Below are 23,710 nucleotides of genomic sequence, written 5' to 3' on the forward strand. Positions count from 1 at the left end.
AGGCATGTTTGCACGATACTTCAAATATCGGCTTGCCCTGTAATGCGCAGCAATTGGCCGACGCTGCTTCCTGTCGGGCGGCATTGCCCTGATCTTTCGCCACTGCTAAGCGCGCGGATCGATATCGCGGGCCGTTCCGGCCCTTCGAGCAACGAACGATCAGCAAGGATTTGAGGACAATGGCCGACGAAGCCGACACCATCCAGACCAACGTGACCGGCAATGGCGCCGACACCGCGCCGCAGATTGCGCTGATCAGCCAATATGTGAAGGATCTGTCGTTCGAAAATCCGAACGCCCCGGCCGTCTATCAGTGGCAGGACCAGCCGCAGATCGACGTCCAGTTCAACATCGGCGCCGACCGCGTCGGTGACGAAGTGCTGGAAATCGCGCTGAAGATCGAAGTGAAGGCCGTCGCGCCGCAGGGTACCGCCTTTGCCGTCGAACTGGTCTATGCGGCCCTGTTCGGCATGCGCAACGTGCCCGAGGACCAGATCCAGCCCTTCATGCTGGCCGAAGCGCCGCGCCTCGTCTTCCCCTTTGCCCGCCGCGTGCTGGCCGACGCGATCCGCGACGGCGGCTTCCCGCCGCTGCTGCTCGATCCGATCGATTTCGGTGCGCTCTACCTGCAGCAGGCCGAACAGATGCAGCAGACCGCAGGCGAACCCGCCGGTCACGCCTGATTCTTCATGAATACCCATCCGTTCGCCCTGAGCCTGTCGAAGGGCGCGGCTGAGCGTAGCGAAGCCCTTTCGCTACGCTCAGGGCAGGGCTTCGACTTCGCTCAGCCCGAACGGAGATTGCCATGAAATTGGTGAAGGCCCTTGGCTCGGTCGGCGGGCTGACGCTCGCCAGCCGGGTGCTGGCGCTGGTGCGCGATTCGCTCGCTGCCCGCTATGTCGGCGCCGGCTTCGCGTCGGACGCCTTCAACGGCGTGGCTTTCCGCCTGCCCAACATGTTTCGCGCCCTCTTTGCCGAGGGCGCCTTCTCCGCCGCCTTCATTCCGCTGTTCAACAAGAAGGCGGCCGGGCCGGGCGGCATGGCCGAAGGCTATCATTTTGCCGAGCGTGCGCTGGCGGTGCTGCTGCCGGTCCTGATCCTGTTCACGATTGTCCTGCTGGCGGCTGCCTGGCCGATCACCTGGGCGCTGTCGGGCGGCTTCTCGCGCCAGAATCCGACGCCGGACCAGTTCGCCTTCGCCGTCACCTTGTCGCGCATCACCATTCCCTATCTGGCGCTGATCAGCCTCGCCTCGCTGCTGGGCGGCATCTTGAACTCGCTCGACAAATTCTGGGTCAATGCGGCCGCGCCGATCCTGCTCAACGTCGCGATGATCGCCGGCCTGTGGTTCTTCCACGGCGCCGATGAATATGAGACCGCGCGGGTACAGGCGATGTCGGTCACGGTTGGCGGCGCGCTGCAACTGCTCTGGCTGATCTGGGCCTGCAGGCGGGCCGGCGTCTCGATGAAATTGAAGCGTCCGCGCCTCGACGCCGATGTGCGCGAACTGCTGCGCCTGATCGTGCCGGCCGCTGCCGGCGCCGGCGCGTCGCAGATCAACCTCTTGATCTCCACGGCGCTGTCGGGCTGGCTGCTCGCCTCGGGCTCGATCACCTATATCTATTATGCCGACCGGTTGAATCAGTTGCCGCTCGGCCTGATCGGCATCGGCCTTGGCACCATCCTCCTCCCCACCATTTCGCGCATGTTGTCGAAGGGAGAGGATCAGGCGGCGATGGAGACCCAGAACCGGGGCATCGAACTGGCCCTATTCCTGACCCTGCCGGCAACCGTCGCCTTCATCACCGTGGCCGAACCGATCGTGCGCGGCCTTTTCCAATATGGCCGCTTCAGCGCCGAAGATGCGATGCGCTGCGGCTGGGCACTTTCCGCCTTCTCGATCGGCCTGCCCAGCTATGTCCTCGTGAAGGTACTGACGCCGGGCTATTATGCGCGCGGCGATACGAAGACGCCGGTGCGCTATGCGATGCTGTCGATCGCCATCAATATCGTCGGCAATCTCGCGATGATCCCGACGCTCGGTCATATCGGGCCGCCGCTCGCCACCGCGCTCTCGTCGACCGTCAATGTCGCGATGCTCTATCGCACCTTGGTCGCGCGTGGCCATTTCACCGCCGACCCGCAACTGCGCCGCCGTATCCCGCGCCTCGCCGTGGCGGCGGTCGTCATGGGGCTGGCGCTCTGGGCGGGAGAGGATCTGCTCGATCCGATGCTCTCGGGCACGATGGTCAGCCGCTATATCGGCCTTGCCCTGCTTGTCGGCGCGGGCGTCGCGCTGTACGGGCTGGCATGCTTCGTCACCGGCGCCTATCGCCTATCCGACCTCAAGGCGCTGATGCGGCGGCGAGGCACCACATAATCAACAGAATGGATTAGAGTAATGCGCGTCCTTTCCGGCATCCAGCCCACCGGCAATCTGCACCTTGGCAACTACCTTGGCGCGATCCGCAACTGGGTGAAGATGCAGGACGAGATGGACGAAGGCAGCCAGTGCTTCTTCTTCCTCGCCGACATGCACTCGATCACCGTGCATGAAGGGCGCGAGCAGCGCATCCGCAACGTGCGCGACATGGCCGCCGCCCTGGTTGCCTCGGGCATCGATCCCGATCGCTCGGTCCTCTTCAACCAGGCGCGCGTGCCGGCCCATGCCGAACTCGCCTGGCTCTTGAATGGGACCGCCCGTATCGGCTGGCTCAACCGCATGACCCAGTTCAAGGACAAGGCAGGCAAGGATCGCGAGGGCGCCTCGGTCGGCTTGTTCGTCTATCCGGTGCTGCAGGCGGCCGACATCCTGCTCTATCAGGCGACCCATGTCCCCGTGGGCGAGGACCAGAAGCAGCATCTCGAGCTGTCGCGCGACATCGCCACCAAGTTCAACACCGACTTCGGCGTCGATGTCTTCACCCTGCCGGCGCCGATCATCCCCAAGGAATCGGCGCGCATCATGTCGCTGCGCGACGGCACGGCGAAAATGTCCAAGTCCGATCCGTCGGACCTGAGCCGCATCAACCTCACCGACGAGGATGATGCGATCATGACCAAGGTGAAGAAGGCCAAGACCGATCCCGAGCCGCTGCCCGAAACGGCGGAAGGCCTGGCTGGTCGTCCGGAAGCGACCAACCTGATCGGCATCTACGCCACCCTGTCGAACAGCACGCCCGATGCGGTCTGTGCCCAGTTCGCAGGCAAGGGCTTCGGCGCGTTCAAGCCGGCGCTGGGCGAGTTGCTGGTCGAAACGCTGCGGCCGATGCGCGAGCGTTTCGTGGAACTGCGCACCGACGATGCCGCGCTCGATGCGATCCTCGACAAGGGCGCGGCCAAGGCGGCGGCAGCGGCCGAACCGACCTTGCGCGCGGCCTATGACGCCATGGGCCTGATGCGCTGAGTGATGCCCTGATGCCACAGGGGGCGGGGAAAGAATCCATTCCCTGTGGCAGGCATACGGAATGGGCGCTGCCGCTCCGTCCCTTCATTGACCGGACATGGCTTGCGTCCAATCGACGGGTTGGTGCGTTCAAACGATGTTCAGTTGCGTTTTGCTAGAGCAGGGCGCAAGAAGACTAACGGGCATCCGCCTGATTCAGGACGCGAAAAAATGAAAGCTTTCAGCAAGATCGGCCTTTTCGCAGCGCCCGCGCTGGCGTTGGTGGCCCTGTCCGGCTGCGCCACGTCGTTCAAGGCGGACGTCGCCCGTTTCCAGCAGCTCCCCGCCCCCGCAGGGCAGAGCTACACGATCGTCGCCGACGATCCCAAGCTCGCCGGTGGGCTCGAATTTTCCCATTATGCCCAGATGGTCGGGCAACGCCTGACCCAGACCGGCTATGTCGCCGCCGGCGATCCGGCCAAGGCCGACCTCATCGTGCGTGTCGCCTATGATGTCGACAATGGCCGTGAGCGTGTGCGCTCGACCGGTGGTTTCGGCCCGAGCCCCTATTTCGGCGGCGGCTGGGGCTATGGCCGTTGGGGTCGTCCCTGGGGCTATGGCTTCTATGATCCCTGGCTGTTCGGCGGTGCCGGCTTCAACGACGTGTCGAGCTACACCGTATACACCAGCGATCTCAGCATGAAGATCGATCGTGCGGCCGATAATCTGCGCCTGTTCGAGGGCAAGGCCAGCGCCCAGTCGCTGTCCAACAAGCTGACCTATCTGGTGCCTAATCTGATCGACGCGATGTTCACCAATTTCCCCGGCCAGAATGGCGAGGATGTGAAGATCACCCTGCCGCCCGAAAAGAAGGGCTGAGCAGTCAAGATACGGTCGGCTCCCAGCCAGACCAAATTGGCCCGGCGATCCCTGCGATCGCCGGGCTTTCTTTTTGCCTGCAAGCTTTTAGGCTGATCGGCAGGGGAGCGATGCCGTCATGCATCAGGGGAAATGCACATGTCGTTGACGGTCAGGATCATGATAGCGCTGGTCGCGGGGCTGGCGTGCGGCATTGCCCTGTCGGAATTTGGCGGTGCGCTGGATGCGCGCATCGTCGATATCGCCCGGCCAGTCGGCAAGGCCTGGCTCAACGGGCTCCAGATGCCGCTCATCCCGCTGATCTTCGCGCTGCTCGTCACAGGCGTCGCATCCGCCGCCAGCACGGCGCGGACCAGCGGCACGGCGACCCGGACGCTGATCCTCTTTGCGCTGCTGCTCACGGCCTCCGCGGCGGTCGCGGCGCTGCTGGGGCCGTTGCTGCTGCAATTCTGGCCGGTGCCGGCTGGCGCCGTGGGGGCGCTCACCGGGGCGGGTGCCGCCAGCGAGGTGCCCGGCGTTCGCCCGTCCGCCGAATGGTTGCTGGGCTTCATTCCGGCCAACCCGATCCGCAGTGCTGCCGAAGGGCAGGTGGTCGCGGTCGTGCTCTTCGCCCTTGTCTTCGGCTTTGCCGTGACGCGCGTGGCGGAGGAGCGGCGCGCCGCGCTGACGGGCTTTCTCGCCGCGCTGGTCGATACGTTGCTGATCGTCGTCAGCTGGGTGCTGTGGCTCGCGCCGATCGGGGTGTTCGCCCTGGCACTGGTGGCCGGTAGCCGCTCCGGCCTCGCCACCGCCGGGGCGCTGCTCCACTATATCGCCTTCATCGTCCTCATTTGCCTGGCCGTGACGGCGCTGGTCTATCCGCTGGTGATCCTGCTGGGCCGGATCGCGCCCGGCCGCTTCGCCCGTGCGGCCTTGCCGGCCCAACTCATCGCCTTTTCGACGCAGAGCTCGATCGCCTCGCTGCCGGCGATGATCGCGGCAAGCGACGGTCCACTGGCGGTGCGGGAAAGCACGCGCTCGATCGTGCTGCCGCTCGCCATCTCGCTGTTCCGCATCACCAGTCCGCCGGCCAATCTAGGCGTCGCCCTCTATGTGGCGGCGATGAACGGAGTGGCGCTCGGCCCGGTACAGATCATGCTGGGCGTTGCGGTCGCCGCGATCGTCAGCCTGGCGGCGGTGGGCCTACCCAGCCAGATCACCTTCTTCACCACCACTGGTCCCATCTGCCTCGCCATGGGCGTCCCGGTCGAGGCGTTACCGCTATTGCTCGCGGTGGAAACCGTGCCGGACATTTTCCGCACCGTCGGTAATGTCACCGCCGACATGGGGGTGACTCGCATCATCGATCGACTGGGCGCGACGCCTGCTGGCTTCAATTTACGTGAAGATACGGGGAAAAATGATGCCAATTGATTGCTGCGGCAATTTTTATCATGATTTTTCATAATATTGTTCTTGCCTCCCGTCCGGGGCATCGCGATCAGGAGCTAAGGAGTAGGAGCGAGCCATCGGTCCGGCCTTCGTCAAGTAAGGCCAAGCTACAGGCCGCCACGTAGCAAGATTACCTTTCTTTAACTGGTGTCTCTTCGTGGATCGCTCCAAACGGTGCGCCACGGAGAAATTTGATGAATCAGAAAGTCTGCTGGCCCGATACTAGCTGGTCTTATGTTGATGAATTCGGGGTCTGGTGCCCGTCCTGCTCCACGCAGATCGCAAAGGTCGAGGAACTTACGGCCGATTGGCGTGAGCCTGCGAAATGCGCATGCGGATATCCCGAAGAGGAATGATCGCGGAGCAAAGGGCAACTGCTCCCCTGTTCAAGATGTGATCATTCTCACCCGTCATGCCGGGCTTGGGCGCCAGCTCAGGACGAGTTGCTTCCAGGCAGGCGGTTAATCTAGCCCCGCAGCGCCCGTTCCGTGATCAGCGTGTAGATGCGGGTCAGGTCGTGCAGGTCGGCGACCGCGACGGCCTCGTCCAGCTTGTGCATCGTCGCATTGTTGAGGCCGAATTCGGCGACCGGGCAGAGGCGCGAGAGGAACCGCGCGTCGGACGTGCCACCGGTGGTCGACAATTCGGTGTCGAGTCCCGTCACGTCGCGGATCGCATCGCTGATCAGGGTGGAGAGTGTGCCCGGCTGCGTCAGGAAGGGCTCGCCGCTGATCTTGGCCTCCACGCTGCCGCCCTCGCTCGCCGCGATCGCGCTGATCCGATCGATCAACGATGCGCCGCTATGCTGGTCGTTGAAGCGGATCGAGATGCGCGCGGTTGCTGCCGCCGGGATGACATTATGGGCCGGGTTGCCGACTTCCAGGTCGGTAATCTCGATATTGCTGGGCTGGAACCAGTCGGTGCCCTCGTCCAGCACCTCTGCATCGATCTTGGCCAGGATGCGGACCAGCGCCGGGATCGGATTGTCGGCCAGGTGCGGATAGGCGACATGGCCCTGCGTGCCCGCCACCTTGATCCACATGTTGACCGAGCCGCGCCGGCCGATCTTCACCACGTCGCCCAGCCGGGCCGAGGAGGTGGGTTCGCCGACCAGGCACATGTCGGGGTGCAGGCCATGGGCGACCATCCGGTCCATCAGCGCGAGCGTGCCATAGGTGGCCGGGCCTTCCTCGTCACCGGTGATGATCAGGCTGATCGTGCCAGGCAGGCCGTCGGGCAATTCGTGCAGCGCCGCGACGAAGGCAGCGATCGCGCCCTTCATGTCGACCGCGCCGCGGCCGTAGAGCAGGTCGCCGCGCACCACCGGGGTGAAAGGATCGCTGGCCCAGCCATGGCCGGGCGGGACGACGTCGAGATGGCCGGCAAAGGCGAAATGCGGGCCGGCGCCGGTGGTGCGCCAGGCGAGCAGATTTTCGACCGGGCCGTCGGGCGCGACGCCGCTGACGAAACGGTCTACGGTGAAGCCCAGCGGGACCAGCATCGCTTCCAGTTCGGCGAACACATCGCCGACGGCCGGGGTGACGGAGGGGCAGGCGAGCAGGCGCTCGGCCAGGGCCAGGGCGTCATGATTGGTGCTGGTCTTGGTCATGGGGCAGCGTTAGCGAAAGCCGTCTTTCTTGACCAGCGCAGAGGAGAGGGGCCATGCCGAAGATCGATCTCGCCGCCATTCCACAAAGCAATGCCACCGGCTATCCGGGCGATCATGCGCTGGCGGTGGCCGGTCGCTACTATCGCCGGCTGGCCCCGGCGACGGGTCTTGGCGATTTCGGCGTCAGCCACGTCGTGCTGAAACCCGGCGCAGCCTCATCGCAACGCCACTGGCATGAGGGCGAGGACGAATTTGTCGTCCTGCTGTCGGGCGAGGCGGTGCTGGTCGAGGAGGGCGGGCGCACGCCGATGGCACCGGGCGACATGGCGGCCTTTCCCAAGGGTGTGGCGGATGGCCATCATCTGCTTAACGAAAGCGATGAGGACTGCGTGTTGCTTGCCTTTGGCCGTCCGTCTGTCAGTGATTGCCATTATCCCGATATCGATCTGCACCTGTCCGGTGGGGTCTATCGCCACAAGGATGGGAGCATTTTTGCATGATGGATCGTCGTGGGTTGCTGGCCGGAATAAGTGGTGCTGTGGTCGCGGCGGGCGTGCCCTCGGTTTCGGCAGCGGCGCCGGGTGGGCTGATCCGGCCGCCGCGCCTGCGCGAAGGGGATGTGGTCGGCCTGGTCGAGCCGGCAGGCTTTACCGATGACGCTTTCGACCTGGACCTGGTCAAGGACACGATCCGGGCGATGGGGCTCAAGCCCAAGGCCGCGCCGCATCTGGTCGAGCGCTATGGCTATCTGGCGGGCAAGGATGCCGACCGCGCCGCCGACGTCAACGCCATGTATGCCGATCCGGAGGTGAAGGCGGTGTTCGCGGTGCGCGGCGGCTGGGGCTGCGCGCGCATGCTACCCTATCTCGACTTCAAGACGATCCGCGCCAATCCCAAGCTGCTGACCGGCTTTTCCGACATCACGGCGCTGCACCTGGCCTTTGCGGCCCGCGCCGGCTTCACCACCATCCACGGCCCCAATGCCGCGAGCGGCTGGGGCAAGCTCAGCTGGGACAGCTTTCGCGCGGTGGCGTTTGACGGGGCGACGCCGACCTATGTCAATCCGGTGGGGGCGGAGGATCGGCTGGTGCCGCGCAGCGGGCGGATCCGCACCTTTGGCGGCGGCAAGGCGAGCGGGCGGTTGCTGGGTGGCAATCTCACCGTGCTGACGGCGTTGATGGGCACGCCCTGGTTGCCCGATTTCACCGGCGCGATCCTGTTCGTGGAGGAAACCAACGAGGCGGAATATCGCATCGACCGGATGCTGACCCAATTGTCGCTGGCGGGCATATTGCCAAAGCTCGCCGGCTTTGTCTTCGGCCAATGCACCAGCTGCACGGCCACCGGCGTGTCCTATGGCGGCTTCACCCTGTCGGAAGTGCTGCAGCAGCATCTGACGTCGCTCGGCATTCCTGCTTTCCAGGGCGCGCTGTTCGGCCATGTCGCCAACCAGTTCAGCCTCCCGGTCGGCGCCCGCGCCGAAATCGACGCGGACGCGGGCACGATCCGGTTGCTGGAGCCGGTCGTCAGTTAGAGCCTGATCGTTTGAGGTGGAAGCGCTCCGCGCTTCCAGCGATGGCGTGAATCAGGCTCTATTCCTTTGCGGGCTTGGCGCCGTCCAGCGAGGCGACGGTGCCATTGCCGATCGGCTCCGCCTTCATGCTATCGGCTACCTTCTCGGCCGCCGCCATGACACGCAGCACATTCTCGCCGGCCAGCTTGGCGATGTCGGCATCGCTCCAGCCGCGGCGCATCAGCTCGGCCAGCAGCGCGGGATAGGTGGCGACGCTGCCCAGCCCCTGGGGCAGCGATCCCACGCCGTCGAAATCGCTGCCGATGCCGACATGGTCGACACCCGCGACCTTGGCGATATGGTCGATATGGTCGGCGACCATCGACAAGGTGACGACCGGTTCGGGATTGGCCTTTTCCCATTCCGCCAGCGCCTTCTTCGCGCCTTCGGGATCACCGATATAGAGGCCGCCAAAGGGCGGGGCGTTATAGCGGGCCATTTCCGCGCTGCGCGCCGCGCTCCAGACCCGGCGGGCTTCCGACACATATTGCGGCGCGAAATTGACCATGACCACGCCGCCATTGGCCGCGACCTGCTTCAGGATCGAGTCGGACACGTTACGCGGCGTGTTGCACAGCGCGCGTGCGCTGGAATGGGAGAAGATGACCGGCGCCTTGCTGACCTTCAGCGCGTCCATCATCACGCCTTCGCTGACATGGGCGAGGTCGACCAGCATGCCCAGGCGGTTGAGTTCATGCACCACCGCCTCGCCGAACGGGGTGAGGCCGTCATGCTGGGGATTGTCGGTGGCGCTGTCGGCCCAGGCGATGGTTCGGCTGTGGGTCAGCGTCAGATAGCCGGCGCCAAGGTCGTGATAGGTGCGCAGCACGGCCAGGCTGCCGTCGATCTGGCCGCCGCCTTCGACCCCGATCATCGACGCAATCCGTCCGGCCTTGTGCGCGGCACGGACCTCGGCAGCGGTGGTGGCGAGGGTGAAATCCTGCGGGTAGCGGCGGGCGAGGCTGTGGACCAGTTCGATCTGCTCGACCGTATCCTTCACCTGCTGCAGTTCGGGCAGGTCGGCCGACACCCAGACGGACCAGAATTGCCCGCCCATCTGCCCGGCACGCAGGCGGCTGATGTCGGTATGATATTGGCTGGGGTCGAGCCGGTCGAGCGGCATGGTCCAGCGGGCGTCCCCGGCCTTGCCGGCCATCGCTTCGGGCCAGTCATTATGGCCGTCGATCAGCGGGGTGGCCTTCAGCACCTTGGCGATTCGCGCGGCATAGGGATCGGATGCGGGCGCGGCCGAGGCGGCGAAGGGGAGGGCGACGGTGGCGAGGAGCAGCGGCAGGGCTGCGAGGCGGAGGGATATCATGGCGCGGGAGACTAGGGGGGCGACGGATCAAGTCAATCGCGGCTGGCGGGCGGGTTCGACATTGGCTAGACCCTTGAATCGATGACGATCGATCCGCTGTTGCTGCTGCAGGCCTATGCCATCGGCGTGTTCCCGATGTCCGACGACCGGCAGGCCGACGATGTCTATTGGGTCGAGCCCAAAAGGCGGGCGATCCTGCCGCTCGATGCCCTTCACCTGTCACGTTCGCTGTCAAAGACGATCCGGCAGGACAGGTTTCGCGTCACCGCCAACCGCGCCTTTGCCGGCATCGTCGCCCTATGTGCGCAAGCCGCGCCCGATCGTCCCTCGACCTGGATCAATGGCCCGATCGAGCGCGCCTATCGCCATCTCCACGAACTGGGCTTTGCCCATTCGATCGAATGCTGGGAGGGGGATGAGCTGGTCGGCGGCCTCTATGGCGTGGCGCTGGGTGGTGCCTTTTTCGGCGAGTCCATGGTGTCGCGTCGCACCGACGCGTCAAAGGTGGCGCTGGCCTGGCTGGTGGCGCGGATGCGCTTTGGCGGCTTCAGCCTGCTCGACTGCCAGTTTATGACCGATCATCTGCGCAGCATGGGCGCGCAGGAAATCAGCCAGCGCGACTATCTTCAGTTGTTGGGCGTTGCCGTCGGCGACGTGCCGCTGGGAACGGGCGACGCGGTGCTGTCGGCCGGTTCGGGCGCGGCGGCCGAACTGGCGTTTGCGCCGCTGGCCGGCGATGCGGCGGCAGGCACCTTGCCCTTGTCGCCCAGCTTGACCGTGGCAGGACCGCTTTCGGGCCATTCCATCGTGCAGCTCTTGACCCAGACGTCATAGACCGGGTGCTGGACGACATTGCGGTCGGGCCGTTCGCGGAACAGCCAGCCGGAAAAATTGCGGCGCCACTTGCCGTCGGAACTGCTGCGCACGTCCAGCTGCACGAAGGCGCCGGTTTCCTGCACATTTTCCCAGGGAGCCGTGGTCTCGCACGCCTGCAGGCGGACGATGGCGTCGCCGACACGCAGCGCCTCGCCGGGCTTCATGCTGAGGTCGCGGGTCAGGCCGTTGCGCTTGTTGAGCAGGCCGATGACAGCGGTCCGCTCGGCCATTGGCGTACCGGACAGGCTGGCCTCGTCCGCGTTGCGGATAGGCTGGCCCTCGATCTTTACCGGGCCGCTCTGATTCGCTTCTGGCGCATCATTGCGACCGCAGGCCGCCAGCAGCGCGCACCCCAGAAGCGGCGCGCCAAGCAGGATCGGCGGGAATCCCCCCGCCGGACGCCGAATCATGCCGCGTCGGGGCTCCATGCCTCGTAATCGCCGGTCGCCTTCTGGCGCTGGCCGCCCTTTTCGAGCGCGCCCGAGGGACGATAGGCGTTGGCGGTGCCGGTCGCGTTGGGGGTGAATTCCTTTTCCCAGATGCGCGGCGGCGGCAGGAAGCTTTCAGGCGTGCCCTCGATCGAGTGATGCAGCCAGCCATGCCATTCGGCCGGCACGCGGCTCGAATCATTGGCGCCGTTATACATCACCCAGCGGCGCGTCAGGCCGTTCGGATCGACGCCGCCTTCATAATAGACATTGCCCTGATGGTCCTCGCCCACTTTTGTGCCCTTGCGGGCCGTGAAGAGCCAGGTGCCGAAGGTGGCGCCATTCCACCAGGTGAAGATGTTTGCCAGGATACCCATGGCCGATGCGCTTAGCCGCTGGGATTGACGTGGGCAAGGACGATATGGCCCTAACGGGCGGTTGTCGGGCAGAAATCGAGGTCGATCGCGCTCTTGCCGTCGGTTGTTGCGCATTTGCCCCAGGATAGGCGGTCGCCTTCCTTGATGCCCAGTTCCGCGGCGCGGCCGCCGCGCAGTTCCAGCACTGCCACAACCGGCACGCCGGCGGACACCGGCTCGCGCGAATAGGGGGCGACATTGGCGCCGATGAAGGCGATCGTGCCGTCGGTATGGATGAACAGCATGTCGAGCGGGATGATCGTGTTCTTCATCCAGAAGCTGGCGGTGCGCGGCGGCTCCATCGGGAACAGCATGCCCTTGTCGGCATCCAGCGCCTTGCGGAACATCAGCCCCTGTTCCTGCTCCGCCTCGGTCCGGGCGACTTCCACGTCGAAGCGATGCACCCCCTTCGCCGTGTGGATGACGAGGGGGAGCAGCGCGCCTTGCGGTGCGGCGGCCTGAACATTGCCGCTGTCATTTGCAGCATCGGGCTTGGCCGAGCAGGCCAGGAGCAGCGCGGGCAGGGCGGCGGCGAAAAGCAGTCGGGTAAGGATCATGCTATCCTGCCTAGCGGGTTTCGGGGAGGTGCGGGAGAGAATTAACCCTCAATCCTCCGCTTCGGGGAAGTCGCCGGGTGCTGCATCGACCCAGCGCCGGGCCAGGGCATAATCATGGCCGGCGCGCAGGAAGGCGGCGATCGCCTTTTCCCGTCCCTTGGGATCGGGCGCCTGCATTGCATAGGGGCCGATCCGCTTGCGTCGGGCGAATCGGTCGGCAGCCGCCCAGCGATCGGCCTGTGCCTGGGCATCGGCCGCGCCACGATCGGCCTCCTCTATGCCGGCGGCGCGCAGCGTTTCGGTGATGCGGCGGGCGCCATAGCCGCGCCGACCGAGCGCCGCGCTCTTCATCAGGGCAAAGCCGCTGTCGTCGACATAGCCAAGTTCCGCGAAACGGGCGACCAGCGCTTCGGGATCGGCCGGCGCTTCCCCGCCCCATCCGCGCTCGCGCAATTTGCGCGCAAGATAGGCGAGCAGCTTGCCGCGGCTGGTCGCGAACCGGCCGACATAGCGCAGCGCCAATTCGCGCAATGCGTCTTCATCCAGGGGTGGGGGCGGGCGTTTGCTGGTCATGACCGGTCGTGCATTGTGCACCATCATGCGCTAAGCGCCATCTTTATGCCACAGTCGGGCCGGAATTTTACCGCGCCTTATGGTCTAGAAGCACAGGCTGGATTGAAACTATCCGGTGCAAGTCGACGTCAAAACTGATAGCGGCCGCCGGAATATGACAGATATGACATTGGGTGACACCAATATGACGGGTTCGCAGATTATGATGGCACCTACGCCGACCAACGATGTTCTTCCGCGCCGCTTCTCCGATTTCGAGACGTTGGGCGAAGCGTTGGACTATGCGGCGCAGGGCAAGCGCGGTCTCAATTTCCATGATGCGCGCGGCAATCTGGCACGGCCCTATCCGTTCAGCGAACTGCGCGAGGACGCAATCGCCTGTGCCCATCGCCTGATCGCCCATGGCGTGAAGCCCGAGGACCGTGTCGCCCTGGTCGCCGAAACCGGCGCCGACTTCGCCATGCTGTTCTTCGGCATCGTCTATGCCGGCGCCTGGCCGGTGCCGCTGCCGTTGCCGACCAGCTTTGGCGGCAAGGAAAGCTATATCGACCAGCTCAATGTCCAGTTGTCGAGCTGTGACCCGATGCTGTTCCTCTTCCCCAAGGAACTGGAGGACATGGCGGGCGAATCCGGTCGCCAGAAGTCGGTCGAGAGCATCGCCTTCGAGGATTTCATCGCCCGCGAGGCGGTCCCCTGCGACCTGCCGCAGGCCAAGGGCGAGGAAATCGCCTATCTGCAATATTCGAGCGGTTCGACCCGCTTCCCCCATGGCGTCGCGGTGACGCACCATGCGCTGCTGTCCAACCTGTCGGCGCACAGCCATGGCATGGAAGTGCAGGAAAGCGATCGCTGCATCAGCTGGCTGCCCTGGTATCATGACATGGGCTTGGTCGGCTGCTTCCTGTCGGTCGTCGCCAATCAGGTGTCGACCGACTATATGAAGACCGAGGACTTCGCCCGCCGTCCGCTGGCCTGGCTGGACCTGATCAGCCGCAATGAAGGCACCTCGATTAGTTACTCGCCGACCTTCGGCTACGACATCTGCGCGCGTCGCATGTCGAGCCAGACCAAGGCGGCCGACCGTTTCGACCTGTCGCGCTGGCGCCTGGCCGGCAACGGTGCCGACATGATTCGCCCCGACGTGATGCAGAGCTTTGTCGATGCGTTTGGCGATGCCGGCTTCAGCCCCAAGGCGTTCCTGCCGAGCTATGGCCTGGCCGAAGCCACTCTGGCGGTCACCATCATGCCGCCGGGCGAAGGCATCATCGTCGAACTGGTCGAGGAAACCGACCTGTCGGGCGGTGCCGCACCGGAAGGCCGTCCGCAGCGTTTCCGCTCGATCGTCAATTGCGGCAAGCCCGCCAAGGACATGATCGTCGAGATCCGCGACGAGGATGGCGGCCTGATGAACGAGCGCCAGATCGGCAAGGTCTGGACCACCGGCCCCTCGCTGATGGTCGGCTATTTCCGCGATCCCGAAGCGACCGAGGCCTGCATGGCGGATGGCTGGCTGGACACGGGCGACATGGGCTATCTGTCCGATGGCTATCTCTACATTGTCGGCCGCGCCAAGGACATGATCATCATCAACGGCAAGAATCACTGGCCCCAGGATATCGAATGGGCCGTGGAACAGCTGCCGGGCTTCAAGCAGGGCGACATTGCCGCCTTCGCGATCACCACGCCGGGCGGCGAGGAAGCGCCGGCGGTGCTGGTCCATTGCCGCACCTCTGACAATGAGGAGCGTTCGCGTCTGCGCGACCAGATTCGCGAGCGGGTTCGCGCTATCACCGGCATGAACTGCGTCGTCGAACTGGTGCCGCCGCGCACCCTGCCGCGCACCAGTTCCGGCAAGCTCAGCCGGTCCAAGGCACGCAACCTCTATCTGACCGGCGAGATCCGTCCTTACGATATCGCTGCCTGATCGGGCGACGCATACCGATTGATAACCATTGCCTGCTAGGCCGGGCATGTGGGTATCGAGCAAGGGCAATCCGAAACCGACCGACAGGGACGGGGCTCGCTAAGGGCGATGATGGGGCTCGCACGCCTCGTCGATGAAGCCGATATGCGCGTCCTGACTGCCCAGTTGCAGTCGGCAGACAGCGTCGCGCTGCTGCGTCTGGCGATGAACGTGTTCGGCCTGCTGTTCCTCTGGCGCGTGTTCGGCAGCCATGTTTCGGCGACCGTCATGATCGGCTGGAGCGTCGCGCTGATCGGTGCCGTCGCCGTCAGTGCCCTGTTGATCCATCGCCGGAAGATCGGCGCCGGCGGCTTGCCGCAGGCGCGCGACCTGCGCCGTCATGCCCTGACCGGTCTGCTGCACGGCCTGGTCTGGGCGGCCTGCATGACGCTTTTTTCGAGGGGAGAGGGGGCCGAGCATCTCGTGGCGCTCTGGACCCTCATCAGCTGCATCATGGTGTGCGGCGCAATCAGCTATGCGGCGACGCCGCTGGCCGCGATCGCTTTCCTGGTGCCCTGCATCGTCGGCCTGTCGGCGATGTTCGACGGCGAAACCCTGTTGCCGCTGCGGGCGCTCGCCACCAGCTATGCACTGTCGCTGCTGGTCGGCTGCCTCATCTATGCCCGCACCTTCGCACGCCAGCACAGCACCACGGTCCAACTGGCCGAGCAGACCGAAGTCGTCAGCCTGTTGCTGCGCGAATATGAGCAGGGCGCGTCCGACTGGCTGTGGCAGACCGATGCGCTGCGCCGGATCAGCGGCGTATCCCAGCGTTTCGCCGAAAGCGTCGGCATGACGCCGCAGGCGCTGGAAGGGGCGCCGCTGGTCCAGGTTCTGGCCGGCGCCGGATGGGAAAGCGGCCGATTCGCTTCCAGCCTGCATAGCCTGGCAGATCATCTCAAGCGGCGGGAGAGCTTCAGCAATCTGGCGTTGCCCGTCGATGTGCAGGGGCGCACGCGCTGGCTCGAACTGTCGGCCTCGCCCCGCTATGATGACAATGGCAATTTCCAGGGCTTTCGGGGTGTCGGGTCCGATATCACCGTCCAGCGGGAATCGGCGGACAAGATCGCCCAGCTGGCGCGGTTCGACACGCTCACCGGCCTGCCCAACCGCGCCCATCTGCGCGATGCGCTGGACCAGGCGATGGCCGACACCGGCAATCGCCGGCCCGGCTGCGCGTTCCTGATGCTCGATCTCGATCGGTTCAAGGCGATCAATGACAGCCTGGGCCATCAGGTCGGCGACCAGCTGCTCAGCCAGGTGGCGCAGCGCCTGCGCCATGTCTGTGGCGGTGCCGGCTTTTGCGGTCGCATCGGCGGTGATGAATTTGGCGTGGTGATCGCGCGGATCGACGATGACCGGGCGGTGGCGCGCCTGTCGATCGCGATCATCGACGCGCTGTCGGCCCCCTATCAGATCGATCAGCATGTGCTGCATGTCGGGGCGTCGGTCGGCTCGGCCGTCTCGCCGATCGACGGACATCAGTCCGAATCGATCATCCGCAGCGCCGATCTGGCGCTCTATCGCGCCAAGGATGAAGGCGGCGGCGTCCATTGCCCCTATGAGCCGCAGCTGCATGCCAAGGCCGAAGAGCGGCAGCGGCTGGAGCAGGCGCTGCGCGAGGCGCTGGAGAAGGATCAGCTGCATCTTCTCTATCAGCCGGTCGTTGATGCCACCTCGGGCGTGATCACGGGGTTCGAGGCGCTGGCGCGCTGGACCCATCCCGAACTGGGGCCGATCCCGCCGTCGAAATTCGTGCCGGTGGCCGAGGAGGCACGGCTGATCGGACCGATCGGCGAATGGGTGCTGCGCACCGCGTGCCGCGAGGCGATGCGCTGGCCCGCGCATATAAGGGTCGCCGTCAACGTATCGGCGGAACAGCTGCACCAGTCCAACTTCATCTCCGCGGTGATCAATGCGCTGGCCCAGAGCGGGCTCGATGCGCGGCGGCTGGAGCTGGAGGTCACCGAAAGCGTGTTCATGCATGAGGACGACGGCGCGCTGCGCGTGCTGGATCAGTTGCAGGCGATGGGCATACAATTGTCGCTCGACGATTTCGGCACCGGCTATTCCTCGCTTGGCTATCTCAGCCGCACCCGTTTCAACACGATCAAGATCGATCGCAGCTTCGTCGTCGGGGCGGCACATAACACGCCGGAGAATCTGGCGATCATCCGGGCGGTGGTGACGCTGGCGGAAAGCCTGGGCATGTCGACCACGGCGGAAGGGGTGGAAACCGCGACCGAGCTGGACATGGTGCGCCGGCTGGGCTGCAAGAAGGTGCAGGGCTATTATTATGGCCGGCCGATGCTGCCGCAGGATGCGGCGCGCCTGTTCCCCGATCCGCCGGCGCAGGCCTGCGCCGTTGGCTGAGGCAGGGCCTCAGCCCTGCTGAACCTGCCGCTCGACCATCGTCCATAGCGCGCCGAAGGCCTGGGCCGGGGGCGAGGCGGGGGCGAAGGCGCCCAGTGGCTTGCGACGGACCGTCATCTGCTCGATCGTGCTGGCCATCGGGATCGCGCCCCAGCCGGGCTGCTCTTCCAGTGCCTTGCGGTGCAGGCTGCGGCGGCGGTCGACCATCGAATAGACTGGCAGGATCGGCGCATGATTGCCGCCGCGCTGGACCAGATAGCGTGCCACCTCGCCCATCGCGCGCTGCGACAGGGGGGAGGGGATGACCGGGATGACGATCAGGTCCGCGGCGCGCAGCACCTGCTCGCTGGTTTCGGTGAGGCCCGGCGGGCAATCGAGGATGATGCGGTCATAATCCTTGCCCAGGCTGTCGATCAGCTTGGCCAGCCGCTTCTTCTTGTCCATCTCGCGGAACAGATGGTCGAGGCTGCGCAGCGACGTGTCGGCGGCGATCAGGTCCAGGCCCGGCACGGTGGTGGGCTGGATCAGCTTGCGGACCTCGACATCCTTGCTGAAGATGGCCTGGGCCGCATCGCGGCTTTCAAGATCGGTGGAGAGGAGCCAGCTCGACGCCGCCTGCGGGTCGAGATCCCAGAGCAGGGTGCGCCGTTTCGATATGCTCGCCGACGCCCAGGCGAGGTTGACCGAAAAGGTGGTTTTGCCAACGCCCCCCTTGAGGCTGTAGACGGCGATGGTCGCCAATGCCGGTTCCTTTGCCATGGGAGAGGAAGCTACGGCTTCCCCCCGTCAAAGCAAGGGCTCAAATCAGCCGCTTGTTACATGGGCGTGACAAGCGGCTGATATTCAGAGGATTTCCAGAACCTTGTCCTGGGGGCGGCAGAAGCGCACGCCCTTTTCGGTTTCGACGAAGGGGCGGTTCACATAGGCCGGATTGGCCGCCATCTCGTCCAGGATCGCATCCGCCGTCATGTCCGGCAGACCGCGTTCCTCGGCATCGGTGCCCATCTTGCGGATCGCGTCGGCCGGGGTTATCCCGGCGTCGGCGAACAGCTGGGCCAGCTTGTCGCGGGTGAAGGGGGTCTTGAGATATTCGACCACCTCCACCTCGACGCCGGGCGTTTCCTCAAGGATCGCCAGCGTCTTGCGCGACGTGCCGCATTTGGGATTGTGCCAGATGGTGGCCTTCACTGGCCATCCTCACGGGCAAGCCATTCTTCCAGCCACTTGATCGTATAGTCGCCGTTGAGGAATTCGGGATCCTTCAGCAGCGCCTGGTGCAGCGGGATGGTGGTTTTCATCCCTTCGATCACATATTCCTCCAGCGCGCGGCGCAGGCGCATGATCGCGCCCTCGCGGGTGCGGCCATAGACGATCAGCTTGCCGATCATGGAGTCGTAGTAAGGCGGCACCTTGTAGCCCTGATACAGGCCGCTATCGACGCGGACATGCATGCCGCCCGGAACATGATAGCTGGTGACGGTGCCCGGCGAGGGCGCGAAGGTCTTGGGATCTTCCGCGTTGATGCGGCATTCGATCGCATGGCCGGCGAAGCGGATATCTTCCTGGTTCACCGACAGCGGCTTGCCTTCGGCAACGCGGATCTGTTCGCGCACCAGGTCGAGGCCGGTGATCATCTCGGTCACCGGATGCTCCACCTGCAGGCGGGTGTTCATCTCGATGAAGTAGAATTCGCCATTTTCCCACAGGAACTCGATGGTGCCCGCGCCGCGATAGCCCATGTCGGCCATCGCCTTGGCACAGATGCCGCCGATCCGTTCACGCTCGGCCTGGCTCAGGACGGGCGAGGGCGCTTCTTCCAGCACCTTCTGGTGGCGACGCTGCAGCGAGCAATCGCGTTCGCCCAGATGGATGGCATTGCCATTGCCGTCGCCGAACACCTGGATTTCGATGTGGCGCGGATTGCCGAGATATTTCTCGATATAGACGGTGGCGTCGCCGAACGCGGCCTTCGCTTCCGAACCGGCCTGCTGCATCAGCGTTTCGAGCTGGTCGGGCGAGGTGCAGACCTTCATGCCGCGACCGCCGCCGCCAGACGCGGCCTTGATGATCACCGGATAGCCGGCAGCATCGGCAATCGCGCGCGCTTCCTCGACATCGCTGACCGCGCCGTCCGAACCCGGCACCAGCGGCAGGCCGAGCGCGCCAGCGGTACGCTTCGCCTCGATCTTGTCGCCCATGGTGCGGATATGTTCGGGCTTGGGACCGACAAAGGCGAGACCATGAGCCTCGACGATTTCGGCGAACTTGGCGTTTTCGCTGAGGAAGCCATAGCCCGGATGGATCGCGTCGGCGCCGCTGATCTCGGCCGCAGAGATGATCGCGGCGATGTTGAGATAGCTGTCCTTGGCAGCGGGCGGCCCGATGCAGATGGCCTCGTCGGCGAGGCGCACATGCATGGCATCAGCGTCGGCGGTCGAATGGACCGCCACCGTCTTGATGCCCATTTCATGGCAGGCGCGGTGGATGCGCAGCGCGATTTCGCCCCGGTTGGCGATCAGCAGTTTTTCGATGGCCATGGGATCGCGGCCTTATTCGATGACGATCAGCGGCTGGTCATATTCGACCGGCTGGCCGTTATCGACCAGCACGGCCTTGACGGTGCCGGCCACGGGCGCGGTAATCGCGTTCATCACCTTCATGGCCTCGACGATCAGCACGGTTTCACCGGCCTTCACCTGCGCACCGACGCGCGCGAAGGGGGCTGCGCCCGGCTCGGCCGAAAGATAGGCGGTGCCGACGATCGGCGACTTCACCACATTGCCGGCCGGCAGGGCGGGTTCGGCAGCTGCGGCGGAGGCAGCGGCCGGTGCCGCAGCCGGGGCAGCGACGGGTGCCGCTACGGCAGCGGGCGCTGCGAAGATGGGGGCGCCGCCACCGATCTTGCGCGCCACGCGAATCTTGCGGTCGCCGTCTTCAACCTCGATCTCGGTCAGGTTGGTGTCGTCCAGCAAAGCTGCCAGTTCGCGCACCAGGGTGACGTCCACCTGCATCGCGCCCTTGTCATGCTTGTCGTTCATGCTTGACCCTTGTCGTCTTTCAAAATGCGTTCTGGCGGCCAGCGCCTATGCTCATTTGCGCCAAAGCGCAACTTTTGTGCGTTCTACAGTTCCAGAGCTGCTTCGAGCGCCAGCATGTAGGACATGGCGCAAAAGCCCGCGATCGTGCCCTTGGCGGCCATGCCGACATAGGATTTGTGGCGGAAGGCCTCGCGCGTGTGCGGGTTGGACAGGTGGATCTCGATCACCGGCACGGTGATGCTCTTGATCGCATCATGCAGAGCGATCGATGTGTGCGTATAGGCACCGGGATTCATGATGATGGCATGGGCACCCTCGCGATGCGCCTCCTGCAGCCAGTCGACCAGATGGCCTTCATGATTGGACTGGCGGAAATCGATCTCGACATGGGCGCGGTGGGCGGCATCCTCCATCCGCTCGGCAATGTCGTCGAGCGTGTCATAGCCGTAGATTTCCGGTTCGCGGGTGCCGAGCATGTTGAGGTTCGGGCCGTTGAGAACATAGATTTTGCGTGTGTCCGCCATGGCGATCCCCCATTCGGTCGAGACTTGTCTGTTGCGGGCGCGGCACCGCCGCCCCTATATGCGCGCTGATCTTTAGCCCTTCGTGTCGCGCCAAGTCGAGACACGTTTCCAGCCACGAACGGGATAATGTAGTGAGCATCGACGGCACCATCTCCATCCATATCAATGGCGAGCATCGCCGCATCCGCGACGGCCTGACCCTGGCCGAGCTGGCGAGCGAGTTGGGCTTCGCGCCGGAGAAGGTGGCGGTGGAGCGCAATCTGGAAGTGGTGCCGCGCTCGACCCTGGCCGATGTGAAGGTCGAAGACGGCGACGAGCTGGAGATCGTCCATTTTGTGGGTGGCGGCGATGTGACCGCCGTTGACGATGACAGCTGGACGGTGGCGGGCAAGACCTTCCGCTCGCGCCTGATCGTGGGCACCGGCAAATACAAGAATTTCGAGCAGAATGCGGCCGCGCTGGTCGCGTCGGGCGCGGAGATCGTCACCGTGGCGGTGCGTCGCGTCAACGTGTCCGATCCCAACGCGCCGATGCTGACCGACTATATCGACCCGAAGAAGGTCACCTATCTGCCCAACACCGCTGGCTGCTTCACCGGCGAGGAGGCGATCCGCACCCTGCGCCTGGCGCGCGAGGCGGGCGGCTGGGAACTGGTGAAGCTGGAAGTGCTGGGCGAGGCGCGGACGCTCTACCCGGATATGGTCGAAACGCTGCGCGCGACCGAGGTGCTGGCCAAGGAAGGCTTCAAGCCGATGGTCTATTGCGTTGACGATCCGATCGCGGCCAAGCGGCTGGAGGATGCCGGCGCGGTCGCGATCATGCCGCTGGGCGCGCCGATCGGGTCGGGTCTGGGCATCCAGAACAAGGTGACGATCCGCCTGATCGTGGAAGGCACCAAGCTGCCCGTGCTGGTCGATGCGGGCGTGGGCACCGCGTCGGAAGCGGCGCAGGCGATGGAGCTGGGCTGCACCGGCGTGCTGATGAACACCGCCATTGCCGAGGCGAAGGACCCGGTGCTGATGGCGGCGGCGATGAAGGCGGGTGTCGAGGCCGGCCGCATGGCCTATCGCGCCGGCCGCATGGGCAAGCGCATGTATGCCGACCCGTCGAGCCCGCTTGCCGGCCTGATCTGATTCCAGGGCGTCGCGGCGGGAGATTCGACGCGACAGTCGAAGTTCACAGTGTCGTGGGGGTGATTCCGGACCAATGCGCCGGGAATGCGCCCGCGACGCGACAGCGAAGCGACAGTCGCGCGACAATCGGGTCACGATGACGCGCGTTCGACGCGACACGGAGGCGACACCGGGGCGACAGTGAAGCGACGCCTGGGCGGTGCATGACCGATTGCTTGGGGGCGGATGTCCCATCCCTCAGAATAAATCAGAAGAAGCGCGTGTAGGACAGGAGGCTGCGCTTGCATGGGCCTAGCCCGTCCGTCTCCATTCATGCTTAGATGCATCGCATGAGCCGACAATCGCTGATCCTGATTGGGCGTTACGCCCTGTTTGCTACCTTCCTTCTGGCCGTTGCCCCTGCCGCTGTCCTGACCTTGCCAGCCTTCATGTTGCTTGGCGGACCGCATGTGGACCTGTCGGGCTATGTTTTCGGAGTGCTGATGCTGGTTTGCGCACCCGGCGCGATATTCATGGGGCTGATATATAGTTGGCCGTCCGTGAGGAATGCAGACAGGCGTTCCGTCGCGATAGCTCTGGGAATGGCTGTCATAGCTGTCATGAGCTACGTTCTTGCCTGGGGAATGATGCGCTTGTTCGGAAATTGACCGTAAGCCTATTCCTTGTTCTTCACTCTTCACCCCGCAATTCCAGCCGGCTGGCCCGGTCGAAGATCGCGAGGACCAGCGGGTCGGCTTCGGCGGCGCGGACGGCGACGTGGAAATCGACCGGGGGCATGAGCGGGGCGTTGGGCACCGGGACCAGTCGGCCTTCGGCCAGTTGCTGGCGGGCCATCGGCCGGGGGAAGATGCCGATGCCGCCGCCTTCCAGCACGATGTCGATCATGGTGCGGACATTGTTGCACAGGTTGAGCGGGCAGTCGGCCAGGTCCGACGCGGCGATCGCGTCCTTCATGATGCGGTAGAGCGGCGACAGGTTGGTGAGCGACCAGATCGGCGGGCGCACGTCTGCCATCGTCGCGACGGTCGCGGGGCTGGCGAGCCAGAGCAGGTCGACGTTGCCGATCGGCGCGGTGCGCAGCATCGGATGGGCGATGCGGCCGGCGGCGAAGGCAAGGTCGGCATGGCCGGACGCGAGCTGCTGGATGAGGTCGGCGGTAAGCGCGATGTCGACCTCCAGACTGACATGGGGCAGGTCGCGGCCAAGCTGGGCGACGAAGCCGGGCAGGCAGCTGGCCGCCGCAATTTCCCCCGCACCGATGCGGATGATGCCGGTCGCGCCGGATATGTCGCTGCACCCCATCAGCACGCCCTGGAAACGCGCCCATAGCGGTTCGCTCTCGCGCACCAGCTCGCGCCCGGCGGGCGTGAGGGCCATCGACCGCCCCTCGCGCCGGAAGAGCGCGGTGCCCAGATGGCTTTCCAGTTCGCGCACCCGCGCGGAAATGGCCGGCTGGGTCGTGTTGAGGCGCGCCGCCGCCGCCGCGAAAGTGCCCAGCCGCGCGATCCAGAGCAGGGTTTCAAGATGGTAGAAGGCGATGCGATTGATAGACATTGTTTGGGTTTAACCGAAAAAACAAATCATTGGTATTGATCGGTTTGCCTGCCTAGGCTGCGCCGAAATTTCAAAAGGAT

Annotated in this window: 23 protein-coding genes and 1 pseudogene; 12 read left to right on the plus strand and 12 right to left on the minus strand. The window is 64.9% G+C overall.

The features are described 5' to 3' along the window. The first annotated feature begins 179 nt into the window (after positions 1 to 179). The 5 genes from secB to E5554_RS07695 all read left to right on the plus strand — a co-directional run bounded on the left by secB (position 180) and on the right by E5554_RS07695 (position 5,677). Positions 180 to 683 carry a protein-export chaperone SecB gene (gene secB / locus E5554_RS07675; protein WP_004210332.1) on the plus strand — a complete coding sequence of 168 codons (504 nt, stop codon included), beginning with the start codon at positions 180 to 182 and terminating at the stop codon, positions 681 to 683. A gap of 122 nt (positions 684 to 805) precedes the next feature. Then, positions 806 to 2,380 carry a murein biosynthesis integral membrane protein MurJ gene (gene murJ, locus E5554_RS07680; RefSeq protein WP_136186437.1) on the plus strand — a complete coding sequence of 525 codons (1,575 nt, stop codon included), beginning with the start codon at positions 806 to 808 and terminating at the stop codon, positions 2,378 to 2,380. Positions 2,381 to 2,401: 21 nt separating this feature from the next. Then, positions 2,402 to 3,406: a tryptophan--tRNA ligase gene (gene trpS / locus E5554_RS07685; RefSeq protein WP_004210335.1), complete on the plus strand. Its 1,005-nt coding sequence runs from the start codon at positions 2,402 to 2,404 to the stop codon at positions 3,404 to 3,406. A gap of 210 nt (positions 3,407 to 3,616) precedes the next feature. Next, positions 3,617 to 4,264, plus strand: a complete 648-nt coding sequence (locus E5554_RS07690; protein ID WP_004210337.1) for a DUF4136 domain-containing protein — start codon at positions 3,617 to 3,619, stop codon at positions 4,262 to 4,264. Positions 4,265 to 4,402: 138 nt separating this feature from the next. Then, complete coding sequence (locus tag E5554_RS07695) at positions 4,403 to 5,677, plus strand: cation:dicarboxylase symporter family transporter (protein ID WP_136186438.1); 1,275 nt, start codon at positions 4,403 to 4,405, stop codon at positions 5,675 to 5,677. A 484-nt stretch (positions 5,678 to 6,161) separates the two neighbouring features. Here the strand turns inward: E5554_RS07695 and dapE are convergent, their stop codons facing one another. Next, positions 6,162 to 7,304, minus strand: a complete 1,143-nt coding sequence (gene dapE, locus E5554_RS07700; RefSeq protein WP_136186439.1) for a succinyl-diaminopimelate desuccinylase — start codon at positions 7,302 to 7,304, stop codon at positions 6,162 to 6,164. Positions 7,305 to 7,357: 53 nt separating this feature from the next. On the opposite strand from dapE, the gene E5554_RS07705 reads away from it, so the two are divergent. Further along, positions 7,358 to 7,804, plus strand: a complete 447-nt coding sequence (locus E5554_RS07705) for a cupin domain-containing protein (RefSeq protein ID WP_136186440.1) — start codon at positions 7,358 to 7,360, stop codon at positions 7,802 to 7,804. Next, positions 7,801 to 8,838 (plus strand): LD-carboxypeptidase, encoded by a 1,038-nt coding sequence (locus E5554_RS07710; protein ID WP_210729809.1) that lies wholly within the window; start codon positions 7,801 to 7,803, stop codon positions 8,836 to 8,838. Before E5554_RS07705 ends, E5554_RS07710 begins: the two co-directional genes overlap by 4 nt. Positions 8,839 to 8,896: 58 nt before the next feature. Here E5554_RS07710 and E5554_RS07715 read toward each other — a convergent pair whose 3' ends face one another. Beyond that, entirely contained in the window at positions 8,897 to 10,195 is a 1,299-nt protein-coding gene (locus E5554_RS07715) for a dipeptidase (protein ID WP_136186441.1), read from the minus strand. Positions 10,196 to 10,276: 81 nt separating this feature from the next. On the opposite strand from E5554_RS07715, the gene aat reads away from it, so the two are divergent. After that, positions 10,277 to 11,029 carry a leucyl/phenylalanyl-tRNA--protein transferase gene (aat, locus tag E5554_RS07720; RefSeq protein ID WP_136186442.1) on the plus strand — a complete coding sequence of 251 codons (753 nt, stop codon included), beginning with the start codon at positions 10,277 to 10,279 and terminating at the stop codon, positions 11,027 to 11,029. A 35-nt stretch (positions 11,030 to 11,064) separates the two neighbouring features. Here aat and E5554_RS23530 read toward each other — a convergent pair. The 4 genes and pseudogenes from E5554_RS23530 to E5554_RS07740 all read right to left on the minus strand — a co-directional run. Beyond that, positions 11,065 to 11,499 (minus strand): annotated as a pseudogene (locus E5554_RS23530) (DUF2155 domain-containing protein); the annotation flags it as partial. Continuing rightward, the gene (locus tag E5554_RS07730) at positions 11,478 to 11,876 is read right to left on the minus strand and encodes an NADH:ubiquinone oxidoreductase subunit NDUFA12 (protein ID WP_004210347.1); all 399 of its coding nucleotides are present in this window, start codon (positions 11,874 to 11,876) and stop codon (positions 11,478 to 11,480) included. The pseudogene E5554_RS23530 and the gene E5554_RS07730, both read right to left, overlap by 22 nt. Positions 11,877 to 11,926: 50 nt before the next feature. Further along, complete coding sequence (locus E5554_RS07735; protein ID WP_136186443.1) at positions 11,927 to 12,472, minus strand: DUF192 domain-containing protein; 546 nt, start codon at positions 12,470 to 12,472, stop codon at positions 11,927 to 11,929. Positions 12,473 to 12,520: 48 nt separating this feature from the next. Next, positions 12,521 to 13,045 carry a RecX family transcriptional regulator gene (locus tag E5554_RS07740; protein ID WP_125985623.1) on the minus strand — a complete coding sequence of 175 codons (525 nt, stop codon included), beginning with the start codon at positions 13,043 to 13,045 and terminating at the stop codon, positions 12,521 to 12,523. Positions 13,046 to 13,208: 163 nt separating this feature from the next. On the opposite strand from E5554_RS07740, the gene E5554_RS07745 reads away from it, so the two are divergent. Both E5554_RS07745 and E5554_RS07750 read left to right on the plus strand, forming a co-directional pair. Further along, positions 13,209 to 14,969, plus strand: coding sequence for a fatty acyl-AMP ligase (locus E5554_RS07745; RefSeq protein ID WP_097382184.1), 1,761 nt, complete (start codon positions 13,209 to 13,211; stop codon positions 14,967 to 14,969). 108 nt (positions 14,970 to 15,077) lie between these two features. Next, positions 15,078 to 17,381 (plus strand): EAL domain-containing protein, encoded by a 2,304-nt coding sequence (locus E5554_RS07750; protein WP_136186444.1) that lies wholly within the window; start codon positions 15,078 to 15,080, stop codon positions 17,379 to 17,381. 9 nt (positions 17,382 to 17,390) lie between these two features. Here E5554_RS07750 and E5554_RS07755 read toward each other — a convergent pair whose 3' ends face one another. From E5554_RS07755 to aroQ, 5 genes are all read right to left on the minus strand, one after another. After that, positions 17,391 to 18,140: a ParA family protein gene (locus E5554_RS07755; protein WP_136186445.1), complete on the minus strand. Its 750-nt coding sequence runs from the start codon at positions 18,138 to 18,140 to the stop codon at positions 17,391 to 17,393. 84 nt (positions 18,141 to 18,224) lie between these two features. Beyond that, positions 18,225 to 18,569, minus strand: a complete 345-nt coding sequence (locus tag E5554_RS07760) for an arsenate reductase family protein (protein WP_136186446.1) — start codon at positions 18,567 to 18,569, stop codon at positions 18,225 to 18,227. Then, positions 18,566 to 19,918: an acetyl-CoA carboxylase biotin carboxylase subunit gene (accC, locus tag E5554_RS07765; RefSeq protein WP_136186447.1), complete on the minus strand. Its 1,353-nt coding sequence runs from the start codon at positions 19,916 to 19,918 to the stop codon at positions 18,566 to 18,568. Before accC ends, E5554_RS07760 begins: the two co-directional genes overlap by 4 nt. Positions 19,919 to 19,930: 12 nt before the next feature. Next, positions 19,931 to 20,419, minus strand: coding sequence for an acetyl-CoA carboxylase biotin carboxyl carrier protein (gene accB / locus E5554_RS07770; protein WP_136186448.1), 489 nt, complete (start codon positions 20,417 to 20,419; stop codon positions 19,931 to 19,933). An 83-nt stretch (positions 20,420 to 20,502) separates the two neighbouring features. After that, positions 20,503 to 20,943, minus strand: a complete 441-nt coding sequence (gene aroQ / locus E5554_RS07775; RefSeq protein ID WP_136186449.1) for a type II 3-dehydroquinate dehydratase — start codon at positions 20,941 to 20,943, stop codon at positions 20,503 to 20,505. A 131-nt stretch (positions 20,944 to 21,074) separates the two neighbouring features. Here aroQ and thiS point away from each other — a divergent pair, with 131 nt between their 5' ends. Both thiS and E5554_RS07785 read left to right on the plus strand, forming a co-directional pair. Beyond that, positions 21,075 to 22,076, plus strand: a complete 1,002-nt coding sequence (gene thiS, locus E5554_RS07780) for a sulfur carrier protein ThiS (protein ID WP_136186450.1) — start codon at positions 21,075 to 21,077, stop codon at positions 22,074 to 22,076. Positions 22,077 to 22,405: 329 nt separating this feature from the next. Next, positions 22,406 to 22,723: a hypothetical protein gene (locus E5554_RS07785; protein ID WP_136186451.1), complete on the plus strand. Its 318-nt coding sequence runs from the start codon at positions 22,406 to 22,408 to the stop codon at positions 22,721 to 22,723. A 22-nt stretch (positions 22,724 to 22,745) separates the two neighbouring features. Here the strand turns inward: E5554_RS07785 and E5554_RS07790 are convergent, their stop codons facing one another. Then, complete coding sequence (locus E5554_RS07790) at positions 22,746 to 23,630, minus strand: LysR family transcriptional regulator (RefSeq protein ID WP_136186452.1); 885 nt, start codon at positions 23,628 to 23,630, stop codon at positions 22,746 to 22,748. Between the last annotated feature and the right edge of the window lie 80 nt (positions 23,631 to 23,710).

Source organism: Sphingobium sp. PAMC28499 (assembly GCF_004795815.1).
Classification (GTDB): Bacteria; Pseudomonadota; Alphaproteobacteria; order Sphingomonadales; family Sphingomonadaceae; genus Sphingobium; species Sphingobium yanoikuyae.

Bases quoted from the DNA above. Each gene is read 5' to 3' on its own strand.
- E5554_RS07705 (WP_136186440.1), top strand. From the start codon at position 7,358: ATGCCGAAGATCGATCTCGCCGCCATTCCACAAAGCAATGCCACCGGC.
- accB (WP_136186448.1), bottom strand. From the start codon at position 20,419: ATGAACGACAAGCATGACAAGGGCGCGATGCAGGTGGACGTCACCCTG.
- aat (WP_136186442.1), top strand. From the start codon at position 10,277: ATGACGATCGATCCGCTGTTGCTGCTGCAGGCCTATGCCATCGGCGTG.
- E5554_RS07740 (WP_125985623.1), bottom strand. From the start codon at position 13,045: ATGACCAGCAAACGCCCGCCCCCACCCCTGGATGAAGACGCATTGCGC.
- E5554_RS07735 (WP_136186443.1), bottom strand. From the start codon at position 12,472: ATGATCCTTACCCGACTGCTTTTCGCCGCCGCCCTGCCCGCGCTGCTC.
- E5554_RS07695 (WP_136186438.1), top strand. From the start codon at position 4,403: ATGTCGTTGACGGTCAGGATCATGATAGCGCTGGTCGCGGGGCTGGCG.
- E5554_RS07755 (WP_136186445.1), bottom strand. From the start codon at position 18,140: ATGGCAAAGGAACCGGCATTGGCGACCATCGCCGTCTACAGCCTCAAG.
- E5554_RS07690 (WP_004210337.1), top strand. From the start codon at position 3,617: ATGAAAGCTTTCAGCAAGATCGGCCTTTTCGCAGCGCCCGCGCTGGCG.
- secB (WP_004210332.1), top strand. From the start codon at position 180: ATGGCCGACGAAGCCGACACCATCCAGACCAACGTGACCGGCAATGGC.
- E5554_RS07790 (WP_136186452.1), bottom strand. From the start codon at position 23,630: ATGTCTATCAATCGCATCGCCTTCTACCATCTTGAAACCCTGCTCTGG.
- E5554_RS07730 (WP_004210347.1), bottom strand. From the start codon at position 11,876: ATGGGTATCCTGGCAAACATCTTCACCTGGTGGAATGGCGCCACCTTC.
- dapE (WP_136186439.1), bottom strand. From the start codon at position 7,304: ATGACCAAGACCAGCACCAATCATGACGCCCTGGCCCTGGCCGAGCGC.
- E5554_RS07785 (WP_136186451.1), top strand. From the start codon at position 22,406: ATGAGCCGACAATCGCTGATCCTGATTGGGCGTTACGCCCTGTTTGCT.
- aroQ (WP_136186449.1), bottom strand. From the start codon at position 20,943: ATGGCGGACACACGCAAAATCTATGTTCTCAACGGCCCGAACCTCAAC.
- accC (WP_136186447.1), bottom strand. From the start codon at position 19,918: ATGGCCATCGAAAAACTGCTGATCGCCAACCGGGGCGAAATCGCGCTG.
- trpS (WP_004210335.1), top strand. From the start codon at position 2,402: ATGCGCGTCCTTTCCGGCATCCAGCCCACCGGCAATCTGCACCTTGGC.
- E5554_RS07715 (WP_136186441.1), bottom strand. From the start codon at position 10,195: ATGATATCCCTCCGCCTCGCAGCCCTGCCGCTGCTCCTCGCCACCGTC.
- murJ (WP_136186437.1), top strand. From the start codon at position 806: ATGAAATTGGTGAAGGCCCTTGGCTCGGTCGGCGGGCTGACGCTCGCC.
- E5554_RS07750 (WP_136186444.1), top strand. From the start codon at position 15,078: ATGATGGGGCTCGCACGCCTCGTCGATGAAGCCGATATGCGCGTCCTG.
- E5554_RS07745 (WP_097382184.1), top strand. From the start codon at position 13,209: ATGACATTGGGTGACACCAATATGACGGGTTCGCAGATTATGATGGCA.
- E5554_RS07710 (WP_210729809.1), top strand. From the start codon at position 7,801: ATGATGGATCGTCGTGGGTTGCTGGCCGGAATAAGTGGTGCTGTGGTC.